This is a genomic window from Pseudomonas sp. PSB18, from assembly GCF_014596565.1.
In the GTDB taxonomy this organism is placed as follows: Bacteria; Pseudomonadota; Gammaproteobacteria; order Pseudomonadales; family Pseudomonadaceae; genus Aquipseudomonas.
In genome coordinates this window covers 345454-371688 of sequence record NZ_NOIN01000005.1, presented here as the reverse complement: position 1 = coordinate 371688, position 26235 = coordinate 345454, and the positions used below count along the sequence as shown (strand labels likewise).

1 pseudogene is annotated in these 26235 nt (G+C 63.9%); it reads left to right on the top strand.

Annotated features, from left to right (window positions below):
• Positions 1-330: 330 nt before the first annotated feature.
• A pseudogene (locus tag CGA22_RS15000) lies at positions 331-26235 on the top strand (non-ribosomal peptide synthase/polyketide synthase); the annotation flags it as partial.

The window sequence follows — 26235 nt, the reverse complement described above, 5'->3', positions numbered from 1 at the left end:
CGCGGGCAAGCCCGGTTTCTACAGGGTTGGCATCCACCTGTTCGTCGTCGGGACTTGTCCCTGCTTCCCATGACAGACATGCCCTACTGAATGCTCTAATTTTTTTTGGCCTGTAAGGAGACAGTCCCGGAGAGGGATCTCCTTCGGTTGAACATGACGATATTCACTGCATTGGCCCGCACGCGGTGATCGGCCCGTCCACCGCCAATCCTCGCGTCCAGGCGACACGCCGTATCTGAAAGCCACATTGATCGTCAACCACTCCGAACCAGAAAAGCAGGTCCTTCGATGCAATTCAGCGAACTGATGGCAGCGCTTTCCAAGCACCCGATTCGTCTCCAGCAGGATGGCGACAACCTTGTGATCGAGGGCGATGACGAAGGGCTGGAGAGCGCGGTATGGGACAGCCTGGTCGTCCATAAGTATGAACTGCTCGCACTGCTGGAGAGAAACGGTGGCGACTGGTTGAGCCCGGCGTTCCGCATCACACCGGACATGTTGCCGCTGGCCAGCCTGACTCAGGAGCAGATCGACCGGATCGTCGACGGCGTGCCCGGTGGCGCCGGTAATGTTCAGGACATCTACCCGCTGGCACCGTTGCAGGAAGGCATTTTCTACCATCACCTTGCCGCAGAGCAGGGCGATCCCTATGTGTTGCAGACCTTGTTCGGGGCAGATCGGCGGGCCCGCCTGGATGATTTTCTCCAGGCCTTGCAAGGCGTGATCGATCGCCACGACATCTTGCGCACCTCGGTGGTGTGGGAGGGGTTGGAGGAGCCGATGCAAGTGGTCTGGCGCGAAGCCACTCTGGCCCTGGAGGAGCTGGTGCTCGATCCGGCCGAGGGCGATATCGAGTGGCAACTGCATCAGCGTTTCGATACCCGACGCCACCGTCTGGACGTAGGCCGGGCGCCGTTGATGCGCCTGGTCTGTGCTGAAGATCGGGCTAACAACCGCTGGGTGGCGATGCTGTTGTTCCACCATATGGCGCTGGACCATGCAGCCCTGGAGCTGGTGCAGCATGAGATGCAGGCATTCCTGCTCGGCCGGGCCGATGCATTGCCTGAGCCGGTACCCTTTCGCAACTACGTGGCACAGGTGCGCCTGGGCGTAAGCGCCGAAGCCCACGAAGAATTTTTCCGCGAGATGCTGGGGGATGTCGATGAGTCGACACTGCCATTCGGCCTGCAAGAGGTGCAGGGTGCAGGGCCGGGCATCGAGGAAGCCACGTTGACACTTGCCAGCAGCTTGAGCCTGGGCTTGAGGACCCAGGCGCGTCAGCTCGGAGTGAGTGCTGCGAGTCTGGTCCACCTGGCCTGGGCGCAGGTGCTGGGCCGTGTGTCGGGTCGGGACGATGTGGTGTTCGGCACCGTGCTGATGGGGCGGATGCAGGGCGGCGAAGGTGCCGACCGCGCCTTGGGCATGTTTATCAACACCTTGCCGCTGCGGGTGAACATTGGCGGGCAGGACGTGCGCGCCGGGGTCAGGTCCACCCATGCACGGTTAACCGCATTGCTCGGCCATGAGCACGCCTCCCTGGCTTTGGCCCAGCGTTGCAGCGGCGTGGTTGCACCCGCGCCGCTGTTCAGTGCCTTGCTCAACTATCGCCACACCGGCATGGCGACGTCCACCGAGGCGGTGTCGGCCTGGAACGGTATCCAGGTGCTCGGTGGTGAAGAGCGCACCAACTACCCGCTGATGCTCTCGGTGGACGATCTGGGCGAGGGTTTCAGCCTCACCGTCCAGGCGGTGAGCGGGATCGGCGCGCCGCGGATCTGCGCCTATATGGAAACCGCGCTGGCGACTTTGGCCCAGGCGCTGGAATGTGCGCCTGAGTCGTCGCTGGCCGATCTGCCGATTCTGCCTGCCGCGGAACGTGAGCAACTGCTGGTGGCATTCAACGCCACCGAGGCCGAGTATCCGCTGGAACAGACCGTCCACGGGTTGTTCGAGGAGCAGGTGCAGCGCACGCCGGAAGCAATGGCAGTGCGGCATGGCGATCAGCGCCTGAGCTATGGCGAGCTGAACGCGCAAGCCAACCGCCTGGCGCATTACCTGCGCGGGCAGGGCGTGCGGCCGGATTCGCGGGTGGCGATCTGTGTCGAGCGTGGCCTCGACATGGTGGTCGGGTTGCTGGCGATCCTCAAAGCGGGAGGCGGTTATGTGCCGCTGGATCCGGCCTATCCGTCGGATCGAATTGCCTACATGTTGGAAGACAGTGCGCCGGCGGTGGTTCTGGCTCAGTCGGCGACCCTTGGGTTGTTGGCTGATGCAACGATGCCAGTGATTGATTTGGGTAGCGGGCGCTGGCAGGACGAATCCGTCTCGAATCCAGAGGTTGCAGGGCTGACCTCGGCGCATCTGGCTTACGTGATCTACACCTCCGGTTCCACCGGCTTGCCTAAAGGCGTGATGATCGAACACCGCAACACGGTGAACTTCCTGACTTGGGCCCATCGGTCGTTCGATGCCCAGACGCTGTCGAAAACCCTGTTCTCGACCTCGCTGAACTTCGACCTGGCGGTCTACGAGTGCTTCGCGCCGTTGACCAGCGGCGGCAGCATCGAAGTGGTCACTAATGTGCTGGAACTGCAACACGGCGAGCACGACATCACCCTGATCAATACCGTGCCGTCGGCGCTCAAGGCGCTGTTGGAGTCGGGTGGGCTGGGCGAGGGCGTGGACACGGTGAACGTGGCCGGTGAAGCGCTCAAACGCAGTCTGGTGGAAACGCTCTTCGAACAGACTTCAGTCAAGCGTCTGTGCAACCTCTACGGTCCTTCGGAAACCACGACCTACTCCAGCTGGGTATCGATGGCTCGCGAAGACGGGTTTGCCGCGCACATCGGCAAGCCGGTCGCCAACACTCAGTTCTACTTGCTGGATGAACACAAGCAACCGGTGCCATTGGGTGTTCCTGGGGAAATCTATATCGGTGGTGCCGGTGTGGCTCGGGGTTATCTGAATCGCGACGATCTCACCGCCGAACGCTTCCTGAAAGATCCATTCAGCGCTGTTCCAAACGCCCGGATGTACAAGACCGGCGACCTGGGCCGCTACCTGCCGGACGGCAACATCGAATACCTGGGCCGCAACGACGACCAGGTGAAGATCCGTGGTTTCCGCATCGAACTGGGTGAGATCGAAGCCAAGCTCGCTCAACACGACGCGGTGAAGGAAGCCGTGGTGCTGGCCCGGGAAGATGTACCGGGCGACAAGCGCCTGGTGGCTTATTTCACTCAATCGGAAGCGGTGGATATCGAGGTTCTGCGCAGCCATCTGCAAGCGCATCTACCTGAATACATGGTTCCTGGGGCTTATGTGTTCCTCGACGCACTGCCCCTGACCCCCAACGGCAAGCTCGACCGCAAGGCCCTGCCAGCCCCGGACCTGGACTCGGTCATCACCCGCGGCTACGAAGCCCCCCGAGGCGAAATCGAAACCACCCTGGCGCAGATCTGGCAGGACCTGCTCAAGGTCGAGCGCGTCGGTCGTCATGATCACTTCTTCGAACTCGGCGGCCACTCCTTGTTGGCTGTCAGCCTGATCGGGCGGATGCGTCAGGTCGGTTTGAGCGCCGATGTGCGCGTGCTGTTCGGCCAGCCGACGTTGATGGCGCTGGCGGCAGCGGTGGGCAGTGGCAGCGAAATCGTGGTGCCGGACAACGGCATCCCACCGGGTTGCACGCGCATCACGCCGACGATGCTGCCCCTGGTCGAGTTGGACCAGCAAGCCATTGACCGCATCGTCGCGACAGTGCCGGGCGGCGTGGGCAACGTACAGGACATCTACCCGCTGGCACCGCTGCAGGAAGGCATCTTCTTCCACCATCTTTCGGCTGAACAGGGCGATCTGTATGTATTGCAGTCGCAGTTTGCCTTCGACCATCGGGAACGGCTCGATGCGTTCATCGAGGCGTTGCAGGTGGTAATCGATCGTCACGATATCCTGCGTACCAGCGTGGTCTGGGAAGGCTTGGAGTCGCCGGTGCAAGTGGTCTGGCGCGAAGCGAAGCTGCACGTTGAAGCGGTCGACCTCGATCCGGCCGCCGGTGACGCCGTGGCGCAGTTGCAGCAGCGCTTCGACCCGCGACACCATCGCCTGGATGTCAGCCAGGCACCCTTGATGCGCCTGGCCTATGGACAGGATGCCGCCAATCATCGATTGGTCGCGACGCTGTTGTTCCATCACATGGTGCTCGACCACACGGCGCTGGAAGTGGTGCAGCACGAGATGCAGGCGCATCTGATGGGTGACGTCGGGCAACTGGCCGACGCGGTGCCCTATCGCAATTATGTGGCCCAGGCACGCCTGGGTATGAGCCGGGAAGAACATGAGGTGTTTTTCCGCGAGATGCTCGGTGATATCGACGAACCGACATTACCGTTCGGCCTGCAGGATGTGCAGGGCAGTGGCCATGGCATCGAAGAGGCCCGGCAATCGGTGGCGGCTTCCCTGGACTTGCGTTTGCGAGCCCAGGCCCGTCAGTTGGGAGTAAGCGTCGCCAGCCTGGTGCACTTGGCCTGGGCCCAGGTGCTGGGCAAGGTGTCCGGCAAGCAGGATGTGGTATTCGGTACTGTGTTGATGGGACGGATGCAGGGCGGTGCCGATACCGAGCGCGCCCTGGGGATGTTCATCAACACCTTGCCATTGCGGGTCCAGGTGGGGCACCAGGGCGTGCGGGCGGGTGTCAAGGCCACCCATGCGCGGTTGACCTCGCTGTTGGGCCACGAACATGCCTCCCTGGCCCTGGCCCAGCGTTGCAGTGGTGTGGCGGCGCCGTTGCCGCTGTTCAGCGCCTTGCTCAACTACCGACACAGCGCCACGGGTGCGGTTTCGGCGCAGGCGACGGATGCTTGGCAAGGTATCCATGCCCTGGATGGCGAAGAACGCACCAACTATCCGCTGACATTGAACGTCGACGACCTGGGCAACGGGTTCCGCTTGTCGGTGCTGGTAGCCGCGCAGATTGGCGCGCAGCGGGTCTGCGGCTACATGCACACGGCCCTGGAAAAACTCGTGGAGGCGCTGGAGCAGACGCCCCAGGCCGCGTTGTATCGCCTGCCGGTTCTGCCGGAAGCGGAGCGTGAGCAACTGCTGGTTGCGTTCAACGCCACCGAGGCCGAGTATCCGCTGGAGCAGACCGTTCATGGGTTGTTCGAGGATCAGGTGCAGCGCACGCCGGATGCGCTGGCGGTGCGGCATGGTGAGCAACGCCTGAGCTACCGCGAATTGAACGAGCAAGCCAACCGCCTGGCGCATTACCTGCACGGGCAGGGCGTGCGGCCGGACTCGCGGGTGGCGATCTGTGTCGAGCGTGGCCTCGACATGGTCGTGGGCTTGCTGGCGATCCTCAAGGCGGGGGGCGGTTACGTGCCGCTGGATCCGGCGTATCCGGCGGATCGGATTGCCTACATGCTGGAGGACAGCGCGCCGGCCGTGGTTCTGGCTCAGTCGGCGACCCTTGGGTTGTTGGCCGATGCTTCGATGCCGGTCATCGATCTGGGCAGCGGGCTCTGGCAGGACGAATCCGTCCAGAATCCTGAAGTCACTGAACTGACCTCATCGCACTTGGCTTACGTGATCTACACCTCGGGTTCGACCGGATTGCCCAAGGGCGTGATGATCGAACACCGCAACACGGTGAATTTCCTGACCTGGGCGCATCGGTCGTTCGATGCGCAAACCTTGTCGAAGACGCTGTTCTCGACCTCATTGAACTTCGACCTGGCCGTGTACGAGTGCTTTGCACCGTTGACCAGCGGCGGCAGCATCGAGGTCGTGACTAATGTGCTGGAACTGCAACACGGCGAGCACGACATCACCCTGATCAACACCGTGCCGTCGGCGCTCAAGGCGCTGTTGGAATCCGGTGGGCTGGGCGAGGGTGTGGACACGGTGAACGTAGCCGGTGAAGCCCTCAAGCGCAGTCTCGTCGAGGCGTTATTCGAACAAACCCAGGTCAAGCGCCTGTGCAACCTCTACGGTCCTTCGGAAACCACGACCTACTCCAGTTGGGTATCGATGGCTTGCGAAGACGGGTTTGCCGCGCACATCGGCAAGCCGGTCGCCAACACCCAGTTCTACTTGCTGGATGAGCACAAGCAGCCGGTGCCATTGGGTGTCCCAGGGGAAATCTACATCGGTGGTGCAGGTGTCGCCCGTGGCTATCTCAATCGTGATGATCTGACCGCCGAGCGTTTCCTCACGGATCCGTTCAGCGCCACGCCCAACGCCCGGATGTACAAGACCGGCGACCTGGGCCGCTACCTGCCGGACGGCAACATCGAATACCTGGGCCGCAACGACGACCAGGTGAAGATCCGTGGTTTCCGTATCGAACTGGGCGAGATCGAAGCGAAACTCGCCAAACATGACGCGGTGAAAGAAGCGGTGGTATTGGCCCGTGAAGACGTGCCGGGCGACAAACGCCTGGTGGCCTATTTCACTCAATCGGAAGCGGTGGATATCGAGGTTCTGCGCAGCTATCTGCAAGCGCAACTGCCGGCCTATATGATCCCCGTAGCCTACGTGCAGCTTGACGCACTGCCTCTGACCCCCAACGGCAAGCTCGACCGCAAGGCCTTGCCGGCCCCGGAACACGATGCACTGATCACCCGTGGCTACGAAGCCCCCCGAGGCGAAGTTGAAACCGCCCTGGCGCAGATCTGGCAGGACCTGTTGGGCCTGCAACAAGTAGGGCGTCACGACCACTTCTTCGAGCTGGGCGGCCATTCGCTGCTGGCCGTCAGCCTGATCGGACGCATGCGCCAGCTCGGCTGGTCGGCGGACATCCGCGTGCTGTTTGGTCAGCCGACCTTGATGGCGCTGGCCGCCGCTGTCGGTAGCGGTCGCGATGTCGAGGTGCCGGACAATGGCATTCTGCTGGGGAGCACCCGGATCACGCCGTCGATGCTGCCGCTGGTCGTTCTGGACCAGCAGGCCATCGACCGTATCGTCGCGACGGTGCCGGGTGGTGCGCGCAATGTGCAGGATATCTACCCGCTGGCACCGTTGCAGGAAGGCATTCTCTACCACCACATTGCGGCGGCCACCGGTGACCCCTATGTGCTGCAAGCAACGTTCACCGTCGCCGACCGTGAACGTCTCGACGCGTTTGCCCATGCGCTGCAGGCGGTGATCGATCGTCATGACATCCTGCGTACATCGGTGGTCTGGGAAGGCCTCGATGAGCCGGTGCAAGTGGTCTGGCGCAAAGCGCAACTGGCGGTGGAGGAGGTGGTACTGGCTGCCGCTGCGGGGGATATCGCCGGACAACTGCGCGAGCGCTTCGACACACTGCATTACCGTCTCGATATGCAACAGGCGCCGCTGATGCGCATTGCCTTTGCCCATGACCCGGCCAACCAGCGCTGGGTCGCGCTGTTGCTGTTCCATCACATGGCACTGGATCACACGGCACTGGAAGTGGTGCGCCACGAAATGCAGGCACATCTGCTGGGCCAGGCCGAACAACTGGGTGCAGCGGCACCTTTCCGCAACTACGTGGCCCAGGCTCGCCTGGGTGTCAGCCGCGAGGAGCATGAAGCATTCTTCCGCGACATGCTCGGCGACATCGACGAACCAACGCTGCCCTTCGGTGTGCAGGATGTGCGCGGCGACGGCAGCGATATCGAAGAGGCCGGGTTGCACCTTGGCGCAGACCTGAGTCGCCGTCTGCGGGCCCAGGCCCGGACGCTGGGCGTGAGTGCTGCGAGCCTGCATCACCTGGCCTGGGCGCGGGTGCTGAGCCAGGTGTCCGGCAAGCAGGACGTGGTGTTCGGCACCGTGTTGATGGGCCGGATGCAGGGCGGCGACGGTGCCGAGCATGCGTTGGGCATGTTCATCAACACCTTGCCGCTTCGGCTGGACGTGGGCGACCAGGATGTGCGCGGCAGTACCAAGGCCGCACATGCCCGGTTGACCGGCCTGCTGGGGCATGAACATGCGTCCCTGGCCCTGGCTCAACGTTGCAGCGGCGTGGTCGCGCCGATGCCGCTGTTCAGTGCCTTGCTCAACTATCGGCACAGCGGCGCGGATGTGACTTCGGCCGATACATTGGCGGCCTGGAACGGCATCGAGATCCTGAGCAACGAAGAGCGCACCAACTATCCGCTGACGCTGTCGGTGGACGACCTGGGCGAAGATTTCCACCTGACCGCACTGGCGCTGCCGCAGATCGGCGCGCAGCGGATCTGCGCCTACATGAACGTTGTGCTGGAAAACCTGGTGTCTGCGTTGGAGCAGGCACCACAGACGCCGTTGGACAGCCTATCGGTCCTGCCGTCGGCCGAGCGTCGCCAACTGCTGGTGGAATTCAATGCCACGACCCGCAGCTACCCGCAGGACAGGACCGTTCATGGTCTGTTCGAGGCACAGGTGCAGGCCAATCCCGAGGCGCTGGCGGCAGTGCATGACGAGCATAGCCTGACCTACGCCGAGCTGAACGCCCGGGCCAATCGCCTGGCCCGTCATCTGGTCGGCCTGGGCGTTCAGCCGGGCGAGCGCGTGGCAATTTTGCTGGAGCGTTCTCTTGAGCTGTTGGTCAGCCAACTGGCGGTACTCAAATGCGCCGCCGCCTTCGTACCACTGGATATCCATGCGCCCCTGGAACGCCAGCAGTTCATGGTCGAAGACAGCGGGGCGCGGGTCCTGCTGACCCTGAGTGCCACGACCGCGGCGCGAGGTCCTGTGCGTGTTGACCTGGATTGCGTGGCGCTGGATGAAGCCTCCGCGAACCTCGACCTGATGCAGAGCGCCGAATCGGTTGCCTACATCATGTACACCTCGGGTTCTACCGGCACACCGAAGGGTGTGCTGGTGCCGCATCGGGCGATCAACCGCCTGGTGATCAACAACGGCTACGCCGACTTCAATGCCCGGGATCGGGTGGCGTTTGCCTCCAACCCGGCGTTCGATGCCAGCACCCTGGATGTCTGGGCACCGTTGCTCAACGGCGGTTGCGTGGTGGTGGTCGAGCAGGATGTGTTGTTGTCCCGGGAGCGCTTTGCCGCGCTGTTGATCGAGCAGTCGGTCAGCGTGCTGTGGATGACCGCCGGCCTGTTCCACCAATATGCCGCCGGCCTGATGCCGGTGTTCAAACAGCTGCGTTATCTGATCGTGGGCGGAGATGTGCTCGATCCGGCGGTGATCGGTCGTGTCCTGAAAGAAGGCGCGCCGCAGCATCTGCTCAACGGTTATGGCCCGACGGAAGCGACCACGTTCACCACCACGCACGAAATCCGTACCGTGGGTCAAGGGGGGATTCCGATTGGTCGTCCGGTCGGCAACAGCCGGGTCTATGTGCTGGACACCCGACAGCAAGCCGTGCCGGTGGGTGTGGTGGGCGAGTTGTACATCGGTGGCGATGGTGTGGCGAAAGGGTACCTGAACCGCCCCGAGCTGACCGCCGAGAAGTTCGTCGCCGACCCGTTCAGCGCCGATCCGACGGCCTTGCTCTACCGCACCGGTGACCTGGCGCGCTGGCGCGCGGATGGCACCGTGGACTACCTGGGGCGTAACGACGATCAGGTGAAGATCCGTGGTTTCCGTGTCGAACTGGGCGAGATCGAGGCGCGGCTGGGCCAGTGCGTCGGCGTGAAAGACGCCGTGGTGCTGGCGCGCCAGGACGAAAACGCTCCTAAACGCCTGGTGGGTTATGTGATTCCGGAAGCGGACGTCAGCCTGTCGGTACACGACCTGCGTAGCCAACTGGCAAGCACCCTGGCCGAGTACATGGTCCCCAGTGCCTTTGTGGTGCTGCCATCCTTTCCACTGACCGCCAACGGCAAGTTGGATCGTCGCGCACTACCGGCCCCCGACGCTGATGCCTACGCCAGCCGCGAGTACGAAGCTCCGCAAGGCGAAGTGGAGCAGACCCTGGCCCGGCTCTGGGCCGAGGTGCTCAAGGTCGAGCAGGTGGGGCGTCACGATCACTTCTTCGAACTCGGCGGCCATTCGCTGCTGGCGGTGACCCTGATCGAGCGCATGCGCCAGGTCGGGTTGAGCGCCGACGTTCGCGTGCTGTTCAGCCAGCCGACCCTGGCCGCACTGGCCGCGGCGGTGGGCAGCGGCAAGGAAATTACGGTTCCTGACAACCGGATTCCGCTGGATTGCGAACACATCACCCCGGATATGTTGCCGCTGGTCAACCTGACCCAGGACACGATCGACCGGATCGTGGCGACCGTGCCGGGCGGCGCCCGCAATGTGCAGGACATCTATCCCCTGGCGCCATTGCAGGAAGGCATCCTCTATCACCATTTAGCCGCCGAACAGGGCGATCCCTACGTGCTCCAGTCGCAGTTCGCTTTCGATAGCCTCGGACGCTTCGAGGCGTTCGTCGAGGCGTTGCAGGTGGTGATCGATCGCCACGATATCCTGCGCACCAGCGTGGCCTGGGAAGGCCTGGACGAACCGCTGCAGATGGTCTGGCGCAAGGTCCTGCTGGAGCCGCAATGCTTCGAAACCGATACCACGGCCGGCGATGTCGCCACGCAACTGGCGAGCCGCTTCGATGCTCGCCACTATTGCCTGGATCTGCGCCGTGCACCGATGTTGCAGTTGGTCTACAGCCGGGACGAGGCCCAGGACCGTTGGGTGGCGATCCTGCTGTTCCATCACATGGCGCTGGACCACACCGCCCTGGATGTGATGCAGCATGAAATGCAGTTGCATCTGTTGGGGCAAGGCGAGCGGCTGGGCGAAGCGATGCCTTATCGCAACTATGTGGCCCAGGCCCGGCTGGGGGCGAGCGAGGCGGAACACGAGGCGTTCTTCCGTGACATGCTCGGCGATATCGACGAGCCGACACTGCCCTTCGGCTTGCAGGATGTGCAGGGGGACGGCCATGGCATCGATGAGGTCCGCGAGCCGGTGGATCTCCTGCTGTCCAGGCGTCTGCGGGCCCAGGCTCGGCAGTTGGGCGTCAGTGCCGCGAGCCTGGTGCACCTGGCCTGGGCGCAAGTACTGGGCAAAGTGTCCGGCAGCGAGGAGGTGGTGTTCGGCACGGTATTGCTGGGCCGGATGCAGGGCGGCGAAGGGGCCGACCGGGCGCTGGGGATGTTCATCAACACCTTGCCGTTGCGCGTGGATGTGGGCGCCCAGGAAGTTCGTAGCGGGGTCAAGGCGACTCACGCTCGACTGACGGCTCTGCTTGGCCATGAACATGCCTCCCTGGCCCTGGCCCAGCGTTGCAGTGGCGTGGCGGCACCGACGCCGCTGTTCAGTGCCTTGCTCAACTACCGTCACAGCGCCGCCGAGGTGACCCAGGATGCTCTCTCGGCCTGGAACGGGATCGAGGCGCTCAGTGGTGACGAACGCACCAACTATCCACTGACCCTCAACGTCGACGACCTGGGGGAAGGTTTCTCCCTCACGGCCCTGGTCGAAACCTCGATCGGAGCGGCACGCATCTGCGGCTACATGCAGATGGCGCTGGACAACCTGGTCACCGCCCTGGAGCAAGCGCCGCACACCGCATTGCACACTTTGACGGTCCTGCCGCCGGCCGAACGCCAGCAGTTGCTGGAGATCTGGAATACCGGTGATGCCGAGTATGCCGCGGATGCCCTGATTCATCGTCAGTTCGAAGCCTGGGCAACGGCCCAGCCTGACGCCGTGGCGGTGGTCCATGAAGAGCAGACGCTGACTTATGGTCAGCTCAATGCCTGCGCCAACCAGTTGGCCCATCGTCTGCTTGCCCTGGGTATTCGCCCGGACGACCGGGTGGCGATCTGTGCCGAACGCGGCCTGGAGATGATCGTCGGCCTGCTGGGTATCCTCAAGTCCGGCGCCGGTTATGTGCCGCTGGATCCGGCCTATCCGGCGGAGCGCCTGGCCTACATGCTGCACGACAGCCAGCCGGTGGCCTTGGTGACTCAGTCGCACTGTCGCGACAACCTGCCCCCGATGACGGTGCCGACCATCGTCCTCGACCCGCTCGAAATCGATGACATCGCCCAGCAGCCGTCACACAACCCCGATGTGCCCGGCCTGCTCGCCAGTCACCTGGCCTATGTGATCTACACCTCCGGCTCCACCGGGCTGCCCAAGGGCGTGATGGTCGAGCACCGCAACGTCGCGCGGTTGTTCTCGGCCACCCAGCCGTGGTTCGATTTCGGCCCGCAAGACGTGTGGGCGCTGTTCCATTCCTTTGCCTTCGATTTCTCGGTCTGGGAAATCTGGGGCGCGCTGACCCATGGCGGCCGCTTGCTGGTGGTGTCGCAACTGGTCAGTCGCTCGCCGCAATATTGCTATGCACTGCTGTGCGAGGTCGGAGTGACCGTCCTCAACCAGACGCCGAGCGCGTTCCGCCAGTTGATCGCAGCCCAGGGCGAAAGCGACCTGAACCACAGCCTGCGGCAAGTGATTTTCGGCGGTGAAGCCTTGGAAACCGGGATCCTCAAGCCCTGGTACGCCCGCGAAGCCAATGCCGGCACGCAACTGGTGAACATGTACGGCATCACCGAAACCACCGTGCACGTGACCTACCGTGCGTTGTCTGCCGCCGATGCCCAGCTCACCGGCGTCAGTCCCATCGGTAAACGCATCCCTGATTTGCAGTTGTATGTGCTCGACACCCGGCGCGAACCGGTGCCGGTCGGTGTGGTCGGCGAAATGTACGTCGGTGGCGCGGGGGTGAGCCGGGGTTATCTGAATCGCGATGAACTGACCGCCGAGCGCTTCCTCGACAACCCGTTCAGCAAAGAACCGAACGCCCGCCTGTACAAGACCGGTGACCTTGGTCGCTGGCTGGCCGACGGCAGTATCGAATACCTCGGACGTAACGACGATCAGGTGAAGATCCGTGGTTTCCGTATCGAGTTGGGCGAGATCGAGGCCAAGCTGGCTGCCTGTAACGGCGTGCGTGAGGCCATGGTGCTGGCACGTCAGGACACCCCGGGTGACCAGCGTCTGGTGGCCTATGTGATTGCCGAGGAGGGCGAGCCACCGTCGGCGGCCGAGCTGCGCGCGGAACTGTTGGGGTCTCTGGCGGAGTACATGGTGCCCAGTGCGTTCGTGATGTTGACGGTATTCCCGTTGACCACCAACGGCAAACTGGACCGCAAGGCGCTGCCGGTGCCCGATCAGTCCTCGGTGGTGAGCCGTGAATACGAGGCGCCCCAAGGCGAGGTCGAGACGGCCATTGCCCGGATCTGGCAAGACCTGCTGCACGTGGAGCAGGTCGGTCGCCATGATCATTTCTTTGAAATGGGCGGTCATTCATTGCTTGCGGTGAAACTGGTCGAGCGCATGCGCCAGATCGACCTGGCTGCCGACGTTCGCGTGCTGTTCGGCCAGCCAACGCTGGCGGCATTGGCGGCGGCCGTAGGCGGCGTGCGCGAAATCGTGGTGCCGGCCAACCGCATTCCCGCCGACTGCACACGGATCACACCGGACATGTTGCCCCTGGTCGATCTGGACCAGGACGGTATCGACCGCGTCGTCGCGTCGGTGCCGGGTGGTGTACGCAACGTGCAGGACATCTATGCCCTTGCTCCATTGCAGGAGGGGATCCTTTATCACCACCTTGCTGCGGCCCAGGGCGACCCCTATCTGCAATATGTACAGTTCACCTACGACAGCCGCGCCCGCTTGGACGACTTCGCCAGGGCGTTGCAAAACGTGGTGTCTCGCCACGATATCCTGCGCACGGGCGTGGTCTGGGAAGGGCTGGACGAACCTGTGCAGGTGGTCTGGCGCGAGGCCCGGCTGGGGCTCGATGAGATCGTACTGGACCCGGCGGCGGGAGATATCGCGCAACAACTGCGCGAGCACCTGCACCCTCGCCATCATCGCCTGGACATCCGTCAGGCGCCGATGATGCGCATCGGCTATGCCGAAGACGTGGCGAACAATCGCTGGGTCGGCATGCTGCTGTTCCACCACATGGTCGACGACGCGACCTCCCTGGCCATGCTCACGGCGGAAATCGAAGCCCATGTGATGGGGCGCGAGCATCTGCTGGCAGCCTCGGTGCCGTATCGCAACTATGTAGCCCAGGCCCGCCTGGGCATCAGCCGCGAAGAACACGAAGGGTTCTTCCGCGAGATGCTGGGCGACGTGACCGAGCCGACGTTGCCGTTCGGCCTGCAGGATGTGCAGGGCGACGGACGGGGGATCGAAGAGGTTCGCCAGCCGGTCGATGGGGCGCTCAGCCAGCGCCTGCGGGCGCAGGCCCGTCAGCTCGGGGTGAGCGCCGCGAGCCTGTATCACCTGGCCTGGGCGCAGGTGCTGGGCCGTGTCTCGGGCAAGGACGACGTCGTGTTCGGCACCGTGTTGCTGGGCCGGATGCAAGGTGGCGAGGGCGCCGACCGGGCACTGGGGATGTTCATCAACACCTTGCCGTTGCGGGTGGACCTGGGCGCGCAGGGTGTACGTGCCGGAGTCAAGGCGACCCATGCACGCTTGACCGCTTTGCTCGGCCATGAGCATGCCTCTTTGGTGCTGGCCCAGCGTTGCAGTGGCGTGGCCGCGCCGGCACCGTTGTTCAGCGCACTGCTGAACTATCGCCACCTCGGTGCGCAGACGGCTTCCAGCGACGCCATCGCGGCCTGGGAGGGTATCCAGGTGCTGGGCGGCGAAGAACGGACCAACTATCCGCTGACGTTGTCGGTGGATGACTTGGGCGAAGGCTTCAACCTGACCGTCATGGCTGAAGCGTCGATCGGCGCCGGGCGTGTCTGCGGCTATGTGCAATGTGTGCTGGAGCATCTGTTGGAGGCGCTGGAGCAATCGCCCCTGGCGCCGTTGAACGGGTTGCCGATCCTGCCGCCGGCCGAGCGCCGACAATTGCTGGAAACCTGGAATGCTTCGGAAGTGGCTTACCCCGACAACGCCCTGATTCATGGGCAGTTCGAGGCCCGGGCCGCGGCACAACCTGATGCCGTGGCGGTGGTGTTCGAGAGCCGAACGCTGACCTATGGCGAACTCAATGCCCGGGCCAACCGGCTTGCCCATCATTTGCTGTCCCTGGGCATTCGCCCGGATGATCGGGTAGCGATCTGTGTCGAGCGTGGCCTGGACATGATCATCGGTCTGTTGGGCATCCTCAAGGCGGGTGCCGGTTATGTGCCGCTCGATCCGGCCTATCCGGTCGAGCGCCTCGCCTACCTGTTGCAGGACAGTGCGCCGGTTGCCGTGTTGGCACAAAACGCGACACGTCGCTTGTTGGACGACATCTCGGTCCCCGTGGTCGCTCTCGATAGCGACGACTGGCAGGACCAATCCGTGCGCAATCCGCAGGTGGCGGGGCTGGATGCCAGCCATCTGGCCTATGTGATCTACACCTCGGGTTCGACCGGCTTGCCCAAGGGCGTGATGGTCGAACACCGCAACGTCGCGCGACTGTTCTCGGCCACTCAAGCGTGGTTCGACTTCGGCCCGCAGGACGTCTGGGCGTTGTTCCACTCCTTCGCCTTCGACTTCTCGGTCTGGGAAATCTGGGGCGCGCTGACCCATGGCGGTCGCCTTTTGGTGGTGCCGCAACTGGTCAGCCGTTCGCCGCAGGACTGCTACGCACTGTTGTGCGAGGCCGGAGTGACAGTCCTCAACCAGACGCCGAGCGCGTTCCGCCAATTGATCGCGGCCCAGGGCGAAAGCGACTTGAGCCACAGCCTGCGCCAGGTGATCTTCGGTGGCGAGGCCTTGGAAACCGGCATCCTCAAACCGTGGTACGCCCGGTTAATCAATGCCGGTACGCAACTGGTGAACATGTATGGCATCACCGAAACCACCGTACACGTGACCTACCGTGCACTGTGCGCGGCGGATGCGCAGTTGGTCGGCGTCAGCCCGATTGGCGGGCGTATTCCCGATCTGCAACTGTACGTGCTTGATGCTCAACGCGAGCCGGTACCGGTCGGCGTGGTGGGAGAGATGTATGTCGGCGGCGCGGGTGTCAGCCGGGGCTATCTGAACCGCGACGAACTGACCGCCGAGCGTTTCCTGAAGAACCCGTTCAGCGATGAACCGAACGCCCGCATGTACAAGACCGGCGACCTGGGTCGCTGGCTGGCGGACGGCAGCATCGAATACCTGGGGCGCAACGACGACCAGGTGAAGATCCGCGGCTTCCGTATCGAGCTGGGCGAGATCGAGGCGGCGCTGGCGGCTTGCGAAGGGGTCAGTGAGGCGGTGGTCATCGCCCGCGAGGACGAGCCGGGCGACAAGCGCCTGGTGGCCTATGTCATCGCCAAGGAAGACACGCAGCCAGCGGCTGCCGAGCTGCGCACGCAGTTGCTGGGCTCGCTGGCCGACTACATGGTTCCGAGTGCTTTCGTGATGCTGGAAGCCTTCCCGTTGACCACCAACGGCAAGTTGGATCGCAAGGCGTTGCCGGCCCCGGATCAGTCGGCGGTGATCAGCCGTGAATACGAAGCCCCGCAAGGGGAAGTGGAAAGCGCCATTGCCCGGATCTGGCAGGACCTGCTCAAGCTCGAACAAGTGGGGCGCCACGACAACTTCTTCGAACTGGGCGGCCACTCGCTGCTGGCGGTGAAGTTGATCGAGCGCATGCGCCAGGTCGACCTGAGCGCCGATGTGCGCGTGTTGTTCGGCCAGCCGACCCTGGCTGCGCTGGCCGCCGCGGTCGGTGGGCACACGGAAGTCGTGGTGCCGGCCAACCTCATTCCCGCTGGTTGCACGCGAATCACCCCGGACATGCTGCCCCTGGCCGACCTGGACCAGGAGGCCATCGACCGGATCGTGGCCGCCGTGCCCGGCGGCGTCGCCAACGTGCAGGACATCTATGCCCTGGCGCCGTTGCAGGAAGGCATTCTCTACCATCACCTGGCGGCGGAGCAGGGTGATCCCTACGTGTTGCAGGTGATGTTCGGCTTTGACAATCGCGAGCGCCTGCAAGCCTTTTCCCAGGCCTTGCAGAGCGTGGTATCGCGTAACGATATTCTGCGCACCAGCATGGCCTGGCAGGGGCTGGAGTCACCGGTGCAGGTGGTCTGGCGCCACGCGACGCTGGCCCTTGAAGAAATCGCGCTGGATCCGGCGGCAGGCGACGCAGTGCAACAGTTGCACGAACGTTTCGACCCGCGTCACTACCGGCTCGACATTGCCCAGGCGCCGTTGATGCGGCTGGCCTACGCCCAGGACCTGGCAAACCAGCGTTGGGTCGGCATGTTGCTGTTCCATCACATGGCGCTGGACCACACCGCCCTTGAGGTGGTGGTACATGAGATGCAGGCCAGCCTGTTGGACCAGGCTGAGCTGCTCGCACCGGCTGTGCCATACCGCAATCATGTCGCCCAGGCCCGATTGGGCGTGAGTCGCCAACAGCACGAAGCGTTCTTCCGCGACATGCTGGGTGACATCGACGAACCGACGCTGCCGTTCGGTCTGCAAGATGTGCAGGGCGACGGCAGCGGCATTGAAGAAGTGCAACAAGGCGTGGATGCGGCATTGGCCCAGCGCTTGCGGGCGCAGGCCCGTCAGCTCGGGGTGAGTGCGGCGAGCCTGGTTCACTTGGCCTGGGCCCAGGTGGTCGGGCGCGTCTCAGGGCGTGAAGAGGTGGTGTTCGGCACCGTACTGATGGGCCGGATGCAGGGTGGCGACGGGGCAGACCGGGCGCTGGGGATGTTCATCAATACCTTGCCGTTGCGGGTGAGTGTGGGGCGTGTCGATGTCCGTGCCGGCGTGAAGGCGACGCACGCACGGTTGAGCGGGTTGTTGGGACATGAACATGCCTCCCTGGCATTGGCCCAGCGCTGCAGCGGTGTACCGGCCTCACTGCCGCTTTTCAGCACGCTGTTGAACTATCGGCACAGCGCCGGTGAAGCCGCGTCCGGCACGGCCATCTCGGCCTGGCACGGGATTCACACCCTGAGCATGGAGGAACGGACCAACTACCCGTTGTGCCTGAACGTCGACGACCTGGGCGAAGGTTTCCTGCTGACGGCCCAGGCGGTGGTCGAAGTGGGGGCGCGACGTGTCTGCGGCTACATGCACATGGCGCTGGAGAGCCTGGTGCAAGCGCTGGAGCATGCACCTGATACCCCTTTGCGCGAGTTGGCGATTGTACCTGCCGACGAACGCGAGCAATTGCTGATGGCCTTCAACGCCACCGAGGCCGAGTACCCGCTGGAACAGACCATTCATGGGCTGTTCGAGGAGCAGGTGCGGCGCACGCCGGATGCGCTGGCGGTGCGTCATGGCCGGCAACAGCTCAACTATCGCGAGCTCAATGGGCTCGCCAACCGGTTGGCCCATTACCTGCGCAAGCAGGGTGTGCAGCCGGATTCACGGGTGGCGATCTGCGTCGAGCGTGGCCTCGACATGGTCGTGGGCTTGCTGGCGATCCTCAAGGCGGGGGGCGGTTATGTGCCGCTGGATCCGGCGTATCCGGTGGATCGGATTGCCTACATGCTCGAAGACAGTACTCCGGCGGCGATCCTGGTGCAGAAGGCCACACGCGGCTTGCTGGGCGAGACGGCGGTCCCGTTGATCGACCTCGACAAAGGCATCTGGCAGGACGAGGCGGCGCCCAATCCGCAGGTCGAAGGCCTGACGTCGGCGCATCTGGCCTACGTGATCTACACCTCCGGTTCCACCGGCTTGCCGAAAGGGGTGATGATCGAACACCGCAACACGGTGAACTTCCTGACTTGGGCCCATCGGTCGTTCGATGCCCAGACGCTGTCGAAAACCCTGTTCTCGACTTCACTGAACTTCGACTTGGCAGTCTACGAATGCTTCGCACCGCTGACGTCGGGCGGCAGCATCGAAGTGGTCACTAATGTGCTGGAACTGCAGCAGGGCGAGCACGACATCACCCTGATCAATACCGTGCCGTCGGCGCTCAAGGCTCTGCTGGAGTCCGGTGGGCTAGGCGAGGGCGTGGACACGGTGAACGTGGCCGGTGAAGCGCTCAAACGCAGTCTGGTGGAGGCGTTGTTTGAGCAGACCTCAGTCAAACGTCTTTGCAACCTCTACGGTCCTTCGGAAACCACGACCTATTCCAGTTGGGTCTCGATGGCTCGTGAAGACGGGTTTGCCGCGCACATCGGCAAACCGGTCGCCAACACCCAGTTCTACTTGCTGGATGAGCACAAGCAGCCTGTACCGCTGGGCGTCCCAGGGGAAATCTACATCGGTGGTGCAGGTGTCGCCCGTGGCTATCTCAATCGTGATGATCTGACCGCCGAGCGTTTCCTCACGGATCCGTTCAGCGCCACGCCCAACGCCCGGATGTACAAGACCGGCGACCTGGGCCGCTACCTGCCGGACGGCAACATCGAATACCTGGGCCGCAACGACGACCAGGTGAAGATCCGTGGCTTCCGTATCGAACTGGGCGAGATCGAAGCGAAACTCGCCAAACATGACGCGGTGAAAGAAGCGGTGGTATTGGCCCGTGAAGATGTACCGGGCGACAAGCGTCTGGTGGCTTACTTCACTCAATCGGAAGCGGTGGACATCGAGGCTCTGCGCAGCCATCTGCAAGCGCAGCTGCCGGAATACATGGTCCCCGTGGCTTATGTGCACCTCGATGAACTGCCGTTGACCCCCAACGGCAAGCTCGACCGCAAGGCCTTGCCGGCCCCGGAACACGATGCACTGATCACCCGTGGTTACGAAGCCCCCCAAGGCGAAATCGAAATCACCCTGGCACAGATCTGGCGGGATTTGCTCGGCCTGCAACAGATCGGTCGTCACGACCAGTTCTTCGAACTGGGTGGCCATTCGTTGCTGGCGATGCAACTGATCTCCCAGGTTCGTTCGCGCCTAGGCGTGGAGTTGAGTCTGACGGCGCTGTTCGCTCATCCCGCACTCATGGAACTGGCGCAGGCCGTGTCCCAGGCCGGGCGCAGCACATTGCCGGAGATCGTCAGGGCTTCCCGCGACGAACCCCTGCCGCTGTCGTTCGCCCAACAGCGCCTGTGGTTCCTGGCGCAGATGGAAGGGGCCAGCTCGGCTTACCACATGCCGGCCGGCTTGCGTCTGGGCGGCACTCTGGATCGCATCGCCTTGCAACGGGCGCTGGATCGCATCGTCGCTCGTCATGAGGCGCTGCGGACCACCTTTGTGCAGGCCCAGGGCGAGGAGGCCCGGCAGTGCATCGCCGCGGCCGATAGCGGTTTTGCCTTGCTGCAACATGACTTGTCCGACCGGAGCGATGCCGAAGCCGAACTGCACGCGTTGGCGGCGCGGGAAGCCGTCGACGCCTTCGATCTGGAGCATGGCCCGCTGATCCGTGGTCGGTTGATCCGCCTGGGTGACGAGGACCATGTGCTGCTGGTGACCATGCACCACATCATCTCGGATGCCTGGTCCATGGGGGTGCTGATCAAGGAACTGTCGGCGCTCTACGAAGCGTTCCGGCATGACCTGGACGATCCGCTGCCGGCGCTGGCCGTACAGTACGGCGACTACGCCCTGTGGCAACGCCGCTGGTTGAGTGGCGAGGTGTTGCAGACCCAGAGCCGCTATTGGCAGCAAACCCTGGCCGATGCGCCAGCGCTGCTGATGTTGCCGGCGGACCGGGCGCGTCCGGCGCAGCAGGACTACACCGGCGCGGCGTTACCGCTGGCGTTCGACGCCGAGCTGACGGCCGATCTCAAAACCTTGAGCCAGCGTCACGGCGTCACCCTATACATGACGTTGATGGCCGCCTGGGCGGCGTTGTTGAGTCGCCTTTGCGGCCAGGACGACGTGGTGATCGGTTCGCCGGTGGCCAACCGCACGCGGTCGGAAGTCGAAGGGCTGATCGGTTTCTTCGTCAACACCCTGGCCGTGCGCATCGATGTCTCCGGCGCACCGACAGTCGAGGCTTTGCTGGCGCGTGTCAGGAACCAGACCCTTGGTGCCCAGGCGCACCAGGACCTGCCGTTCGAGCAAGTGGTGGAAGTGCTCAATCCGGTGCGCAGCCTGTCCCACAGCCCGCTGTTCCAGGCCATGTTGTCCTGGCAGACCCTGGACAACAGCGAGCTGGTGTTGGGCGACCTGAAGCTCGAAGGCCTGGGTGTGGCGAGCAACATCGCCAAGTTCGACCTGTCCCTGGAACTGGGCGAGGCCCAGGGGCAGATCTTCGGTGCGTTGGAATACGCCACGGCCTTGTTCGACGAGGCCACGGCACAGCGTTACCTCGGCTACTTCGAGCGGATGGTGCGCGCCATGGTGGCGAGCGACCAGGCGCTGATCGAGCAGATCGCCTTGGTGGACGACGTCGAACGCCAGCATCTGCTGGTGGGGCTCAACGCCAACCAGGCACCGTACCCCCGTGAACAAACGATCCATCAACTCTTTGAAGCCCAGGTCGCGGCCCGGCCACACGCCATTGCCGTGGTGTTCGAAGGCGAGCGCCTGAGCTACGCCGAACTGAATCGCCAGGCCAACCAATTGGCGCACCATCTGATCGGGCTGGGCATCCGCCCGGACGACCGCGTGGCGATCTGCGTCGAGCGTAGCGCCGAGATGCTGGTGGGACTGTTGGCGGTACTCAAGGCCGGCGGCGGTTACGTGCCGCTGGATCCGGCGTATCCCGCCGAACGATTGGCCTACATGATCGCCGACAGTGCTCCGGTGGCGCTGTTGACCCAACGGGCGCTGCAAGACCGCTTGCCGCCACTCGCGACGCCGGTGGTGCTGCTCGACTACGTCGAACGGGTGCGCAACGGCATTGCCGCTGGCCGCGAAGACAACCCGGTCGTCGCGACTCTCGGCGTGCGCCACCTGGCCTACGTGATCTACACCTCGGGTTCGACCGGCGCCCCCAAGGGCGTGATGATCGAACACCGTGGTCTGGTCAATTACTGTGTGGATGCCGTGCGGCTGTTCGAGCTGACGCCGGCCGACACGGTGCTGCAGCAGAACACGCTGAACTTCGACCTGTCGGTGGAAGAGATTTTCCCAGCGCTGGTCGCCGGTGCCACCCTGGCGCCGACCCGACAGCTGTTCGGCAGCGTCGAGTTGCAGCAGAACGCCGAGATCCAGCCAACCTTCGTGCATCTGACCGCCGCGCATTGGCATACCCTGGCGGCTGAATGGCACCACACGCCGGCGCAGGCCCGCGATCATCTGCGCGACGTGCGGTTGGTCAACGTCACCGGCGATGCCTTGTCGATACAGAAACTGCAGATGTGGGACGCGGTGCGCCCGGTCCATACCCGACTGATCAATACCTATGGCCCGACCGAGGCGACCGTGTCGTGCACCGCCGCCTACATGCACTACGACGCCGACGGTGCGGCCGGCAACGCCACCATCGGCACGCCGATGGCGAACACCCGTATCTACCTGCTGGACATGCACCGTCAGCCAGTGCCATTCGGCGTGGCGGGAGAGATCTACATCGGTGGCGATGGCGTGGCCCGGGGTTACCTGAACCTCGACGCGATCAATGCCGAGCGCTTCCTCGTCGATCCGTTCAGCGACCAGCCCGATGCCCGCATGTACAAGACCGGCGACCTGGCCCGTTATCGTCCCGACGGACGCATCGAGTACCTGGGACGCAATGACTTCCAGGTCAAGGTGCGGGGATTCCGTATCGAACTGGGTGAAATCGAAACCAAGCTCAGCCACTGCATCGGGGTCAAGGAAGCGGCGGTGATCGTGCGCGAGGACACGCCGGGGGACAAGCGCCTGGTGGCCTACGTCGTGCCACAGGCCGGCGTCACCCTGAACGCAGCCGCCTTGCGCTCGGAGCTCTCGACCCTGCTGGCCGAGTACATGGTGCCGAGTGCATTCGTCAGCCTGGCCGCGCTGCCGCTGACGCCGAACCGCAAGCTCGACCGCCAGGCGCTGCCGGCGCCGGATGCCGACGCGTTCGCCAGTCGCGTGCATGTAGCACCACAAGGCGCCACGGAAATCGCCTTGGCGCAGATCTGGCAAGGCATGCTCAATGTAGAAACGGTGGGGCGTCACGACCACTTCTTCGAACTGGGTGGGCATTCATTGCTGGTGATGCGCTTGATTGCCCAGGTGCGCGAGCAGTTGGGGGTGGAGCTGAGTCTGAATGAGGTCTTTGCCCAACCCGAGCTGAGCGCATTGGCCCAGGTGCTGTCCCGAGCGGCACGCAGCACCCGGCCGGACATCGTGCCGGTGTCCCGTGAGCAGGCATTGCCGTTGTCGTTTGCCCAGCAACGCTTGTGGTTCCTTGCGCAGTTGGACAACGCCAGCGCGGCGTATCACATCCCCACCGGCCTGCGGTTGCGCGGTGCGCTGGATAGCTGCGCGCTGGGTCGTGCCCTGGATCGCATCGTCGCCCGTCACGAAGCCTTGCGCACGACCTTTGTCCAGGGCCAGGAAGTGGAGCAACGCATTGCTCCGGCCGACATCGGTTTCGCCTTGCAACGGTATGACCTGTCCGCCCATCCGGATGCCGAGGCCGAGCTGTCGCGCATGGCCGGGGAGGAGGCGCGACAGGCGTTCGATCTGTCCCGTGGCCCGTTGGCCCGTGGTCGCCTGGTGCGCATGGGCGAGGCTGATCATGTGCTGCTGGTGACCTTGCACCACATTGTCTCGGACGGCTGGTCCGCCGATGTACTGACCCGTGAGCTGGGCGTGCTGTACGCGGCATTCAGCCAAGGCCAGGACGACCCGCTGCCGGCCTTGCCGGTGCAATACGCCGATTACGCCATCTGGCAGCGGCGCTGGCTCACCGGCGAGGTGTTGAGCCGCCAGGAACGTTACTGGCAGGACACCCTGGCCGGTGCACCGGCACTGCTGACCTTGCCGACGGACCGGCCACGGCCGGCCCAGCAGGATCATTCCGGTCATGCGGTGGGGATCGCCTTCGATGAAACGCTGACCGAAGGCCTCAAGGCCCTGAGCCAGCGCCATGGCGCCACGTTGTTCATGACGGTGATGGCCGCCTGGGCCGCGCTGCTGAGCCGGATGTCCGGGCAGGATGATGTCGTCATCGGTACTCCGACGGCGAACCGCATGCAGGCGGAGGTCGAAGACCTGATCGGCTTGTTCGTCAACACCCTGGCGGTGCGCGTCGAGGTTTCGTCCGAACTGACCGTCGAGACCTTGCTGCAACGGGTCAAGGCCCAGACCCTGGGCGCCCAGGCGCACCAGGACTTGCCGTTCGAACAGGTAGTGGAAGTGGTCCGGCCGCTGCGCAGCCTGTCCCACAGCCCGGTGTTCCAGGCCATGCTGTCGTGGCAGAACAGCGAAACCGCTGGGATGGAATTGTCCGACCTGTCGCTACAAGGGCTGGGTGTGACCAGCCGCACTGCCAAGTTCGATGTGTTGCTGGACATGGCCCTGATCGATGGTCGTCTGTTCGGTTCGCTGGAGTACGCCACGGCGCTGTTCGACCAGGCCACGATGGAGCGCTACCTCGGTTACCTCGAATGCATCCTGCGCGCCATGGTTGCCGATGAACAGACCTTGGTGGCGCAGATCCCGCTGTTGGAAGACGCTGAGCGCCAGCATCTGCTGGAGGCGCTCAATGCTACAGCCGTCGACTATCCGCAAGACCTGACCCTGCATGGCCTGTTCGAGGCACAGGTGGCAGCTTCCGCAGAAGCGGTCGCCGTGGTGTTCGAAGAGCAACAACTGAGCTACGCCCAGTTGAATCAGCGAGCCAACCAGATCGCCCATCGCTTGCTCGCCCTGGGTATTCACGCGGATGACCGCGTGGCGATCTGCATGGACCGCAGCACGGACATGGTCGCGGCGCTGCTGGGCATTCTGAAAGCGGGCGCTGCCTACGTGCCGCTCGACCCGGATTATCCGGCCGACCGTTTGGCCTACATGCTGGAGAACGGCGCACCGACGGTGGTGCTGACCCAACGCGCCTTGCAGACGAGCCTGCCCGCGACCGACGCCAGGGTGATGGTGCTCGAAGACGAAGACTTCGCCACGCAACCGACCGGCAATCCACAGGTAGAAGGCCTGCGGGCCGATCACTTGGCTTATGTGATTTACACCTCCGGCTCCACCGGCCTTCCCAAAGGCGTGATGAACGAGCATGGCGCGGTGGTCAACCGCCTGTTGTGGATGCAGGATGCCTACACGCTGAGCGCCGCGGACGCGGTGCTGCAGAAGACCCCGTTCAGCTTCGACGTGTCGGTGTGGGAGTTCTTCTGGCCGCTGTTCACCGGTGCCCGGCTGGTGATGGCGCGTCCGGGCGGGCATCGCGACCCGGCGTACCTGCGTGAGGCCATCCAACGGCATGGCATCACCACGCTGCACTTCGTCCCGTCGATGCTGGACGTGTTCCTGGCCCATGGCGAAGCTGACGAGTGCGAGGGGTTGCGCCAGGTGATGTGCAGCGGCGAAGCCTTGCCGGGGCATCTGGTACGGCGCTTCAAGGCGCAATTGCCAGGGACTGCGTTGCACAACCTGTACGGCCCGACCGAAGCGGCGGTGGACGTCACCGCCTGGGACTGCACGGGCGCCGAGACACCGGACAGCACGCCGATCGGCAAGCCGATCGCCAACACTCGGATCTACCTGCTCGACGCCCACCAGCAACCTGTGCCTATGGGCGTGGCCGGAGAGATCTACATTGGTGGCGTCCAGGTGGCGCGAGGGTATCTGCACCGTGCGGAGCTGACGGCCGAGCGTTTCCTCGCCGACCCGTTCAGCGACCGTCCGAACGCGCGGATGTACCGCACCGGCGACCTGGGTCGTTACCTGGCGGACGGCAATATCGACTACCTGGGCCGTAACGACGATCAGGTGAAGATCCGCGGTTTCCGTATCGAACTGGGCGAGATCGAGGCCAAGCTTGCCCAGCACGGGGCGATCAAGGAAGCCGTGGTGCTGGCTCGCGAAGACGAGCCGGGGGCCAAGCGCCTGGTGGCGTACTTCACCGTGCACGGTGACGAGCACCGCGTCGAGATCGAAAGCCTGCGGACTCAGTTGCAAGGGCAACTGCCGGAATACATGGTACCGGCAGCCTATGTGCAGCTTGAGGCACTGCCGCTGACGCCAAATGGCAAATTGAATCGCAAGGCGCTACCGGCGCCGGACCTGTCGTCGGTGATTAGCCGTGAGTACGAAGCGCCGCATGGTGCTGTGGAAACGACACTGGCACAGCTGTGGGCCGAGCTGCTCAAGGTCGAGAGGGTGGGGCGTCATGACCACTTCTTCGAACTGGGTGGGCACTCGTTGTTGGCGGTCACGCTGATCGAACGCATGCGCCAGGCCGGTTTGAGCGCCGATGTGCGCGTGCTGTTCGGCCAGCCGACCCTGGCCGCGTTGGCGGCAGCGGTGGGTGGCGCGGCGGAAATCGTGGTCCCGGACAACGGCATCGTGCCGGGCTGTTCA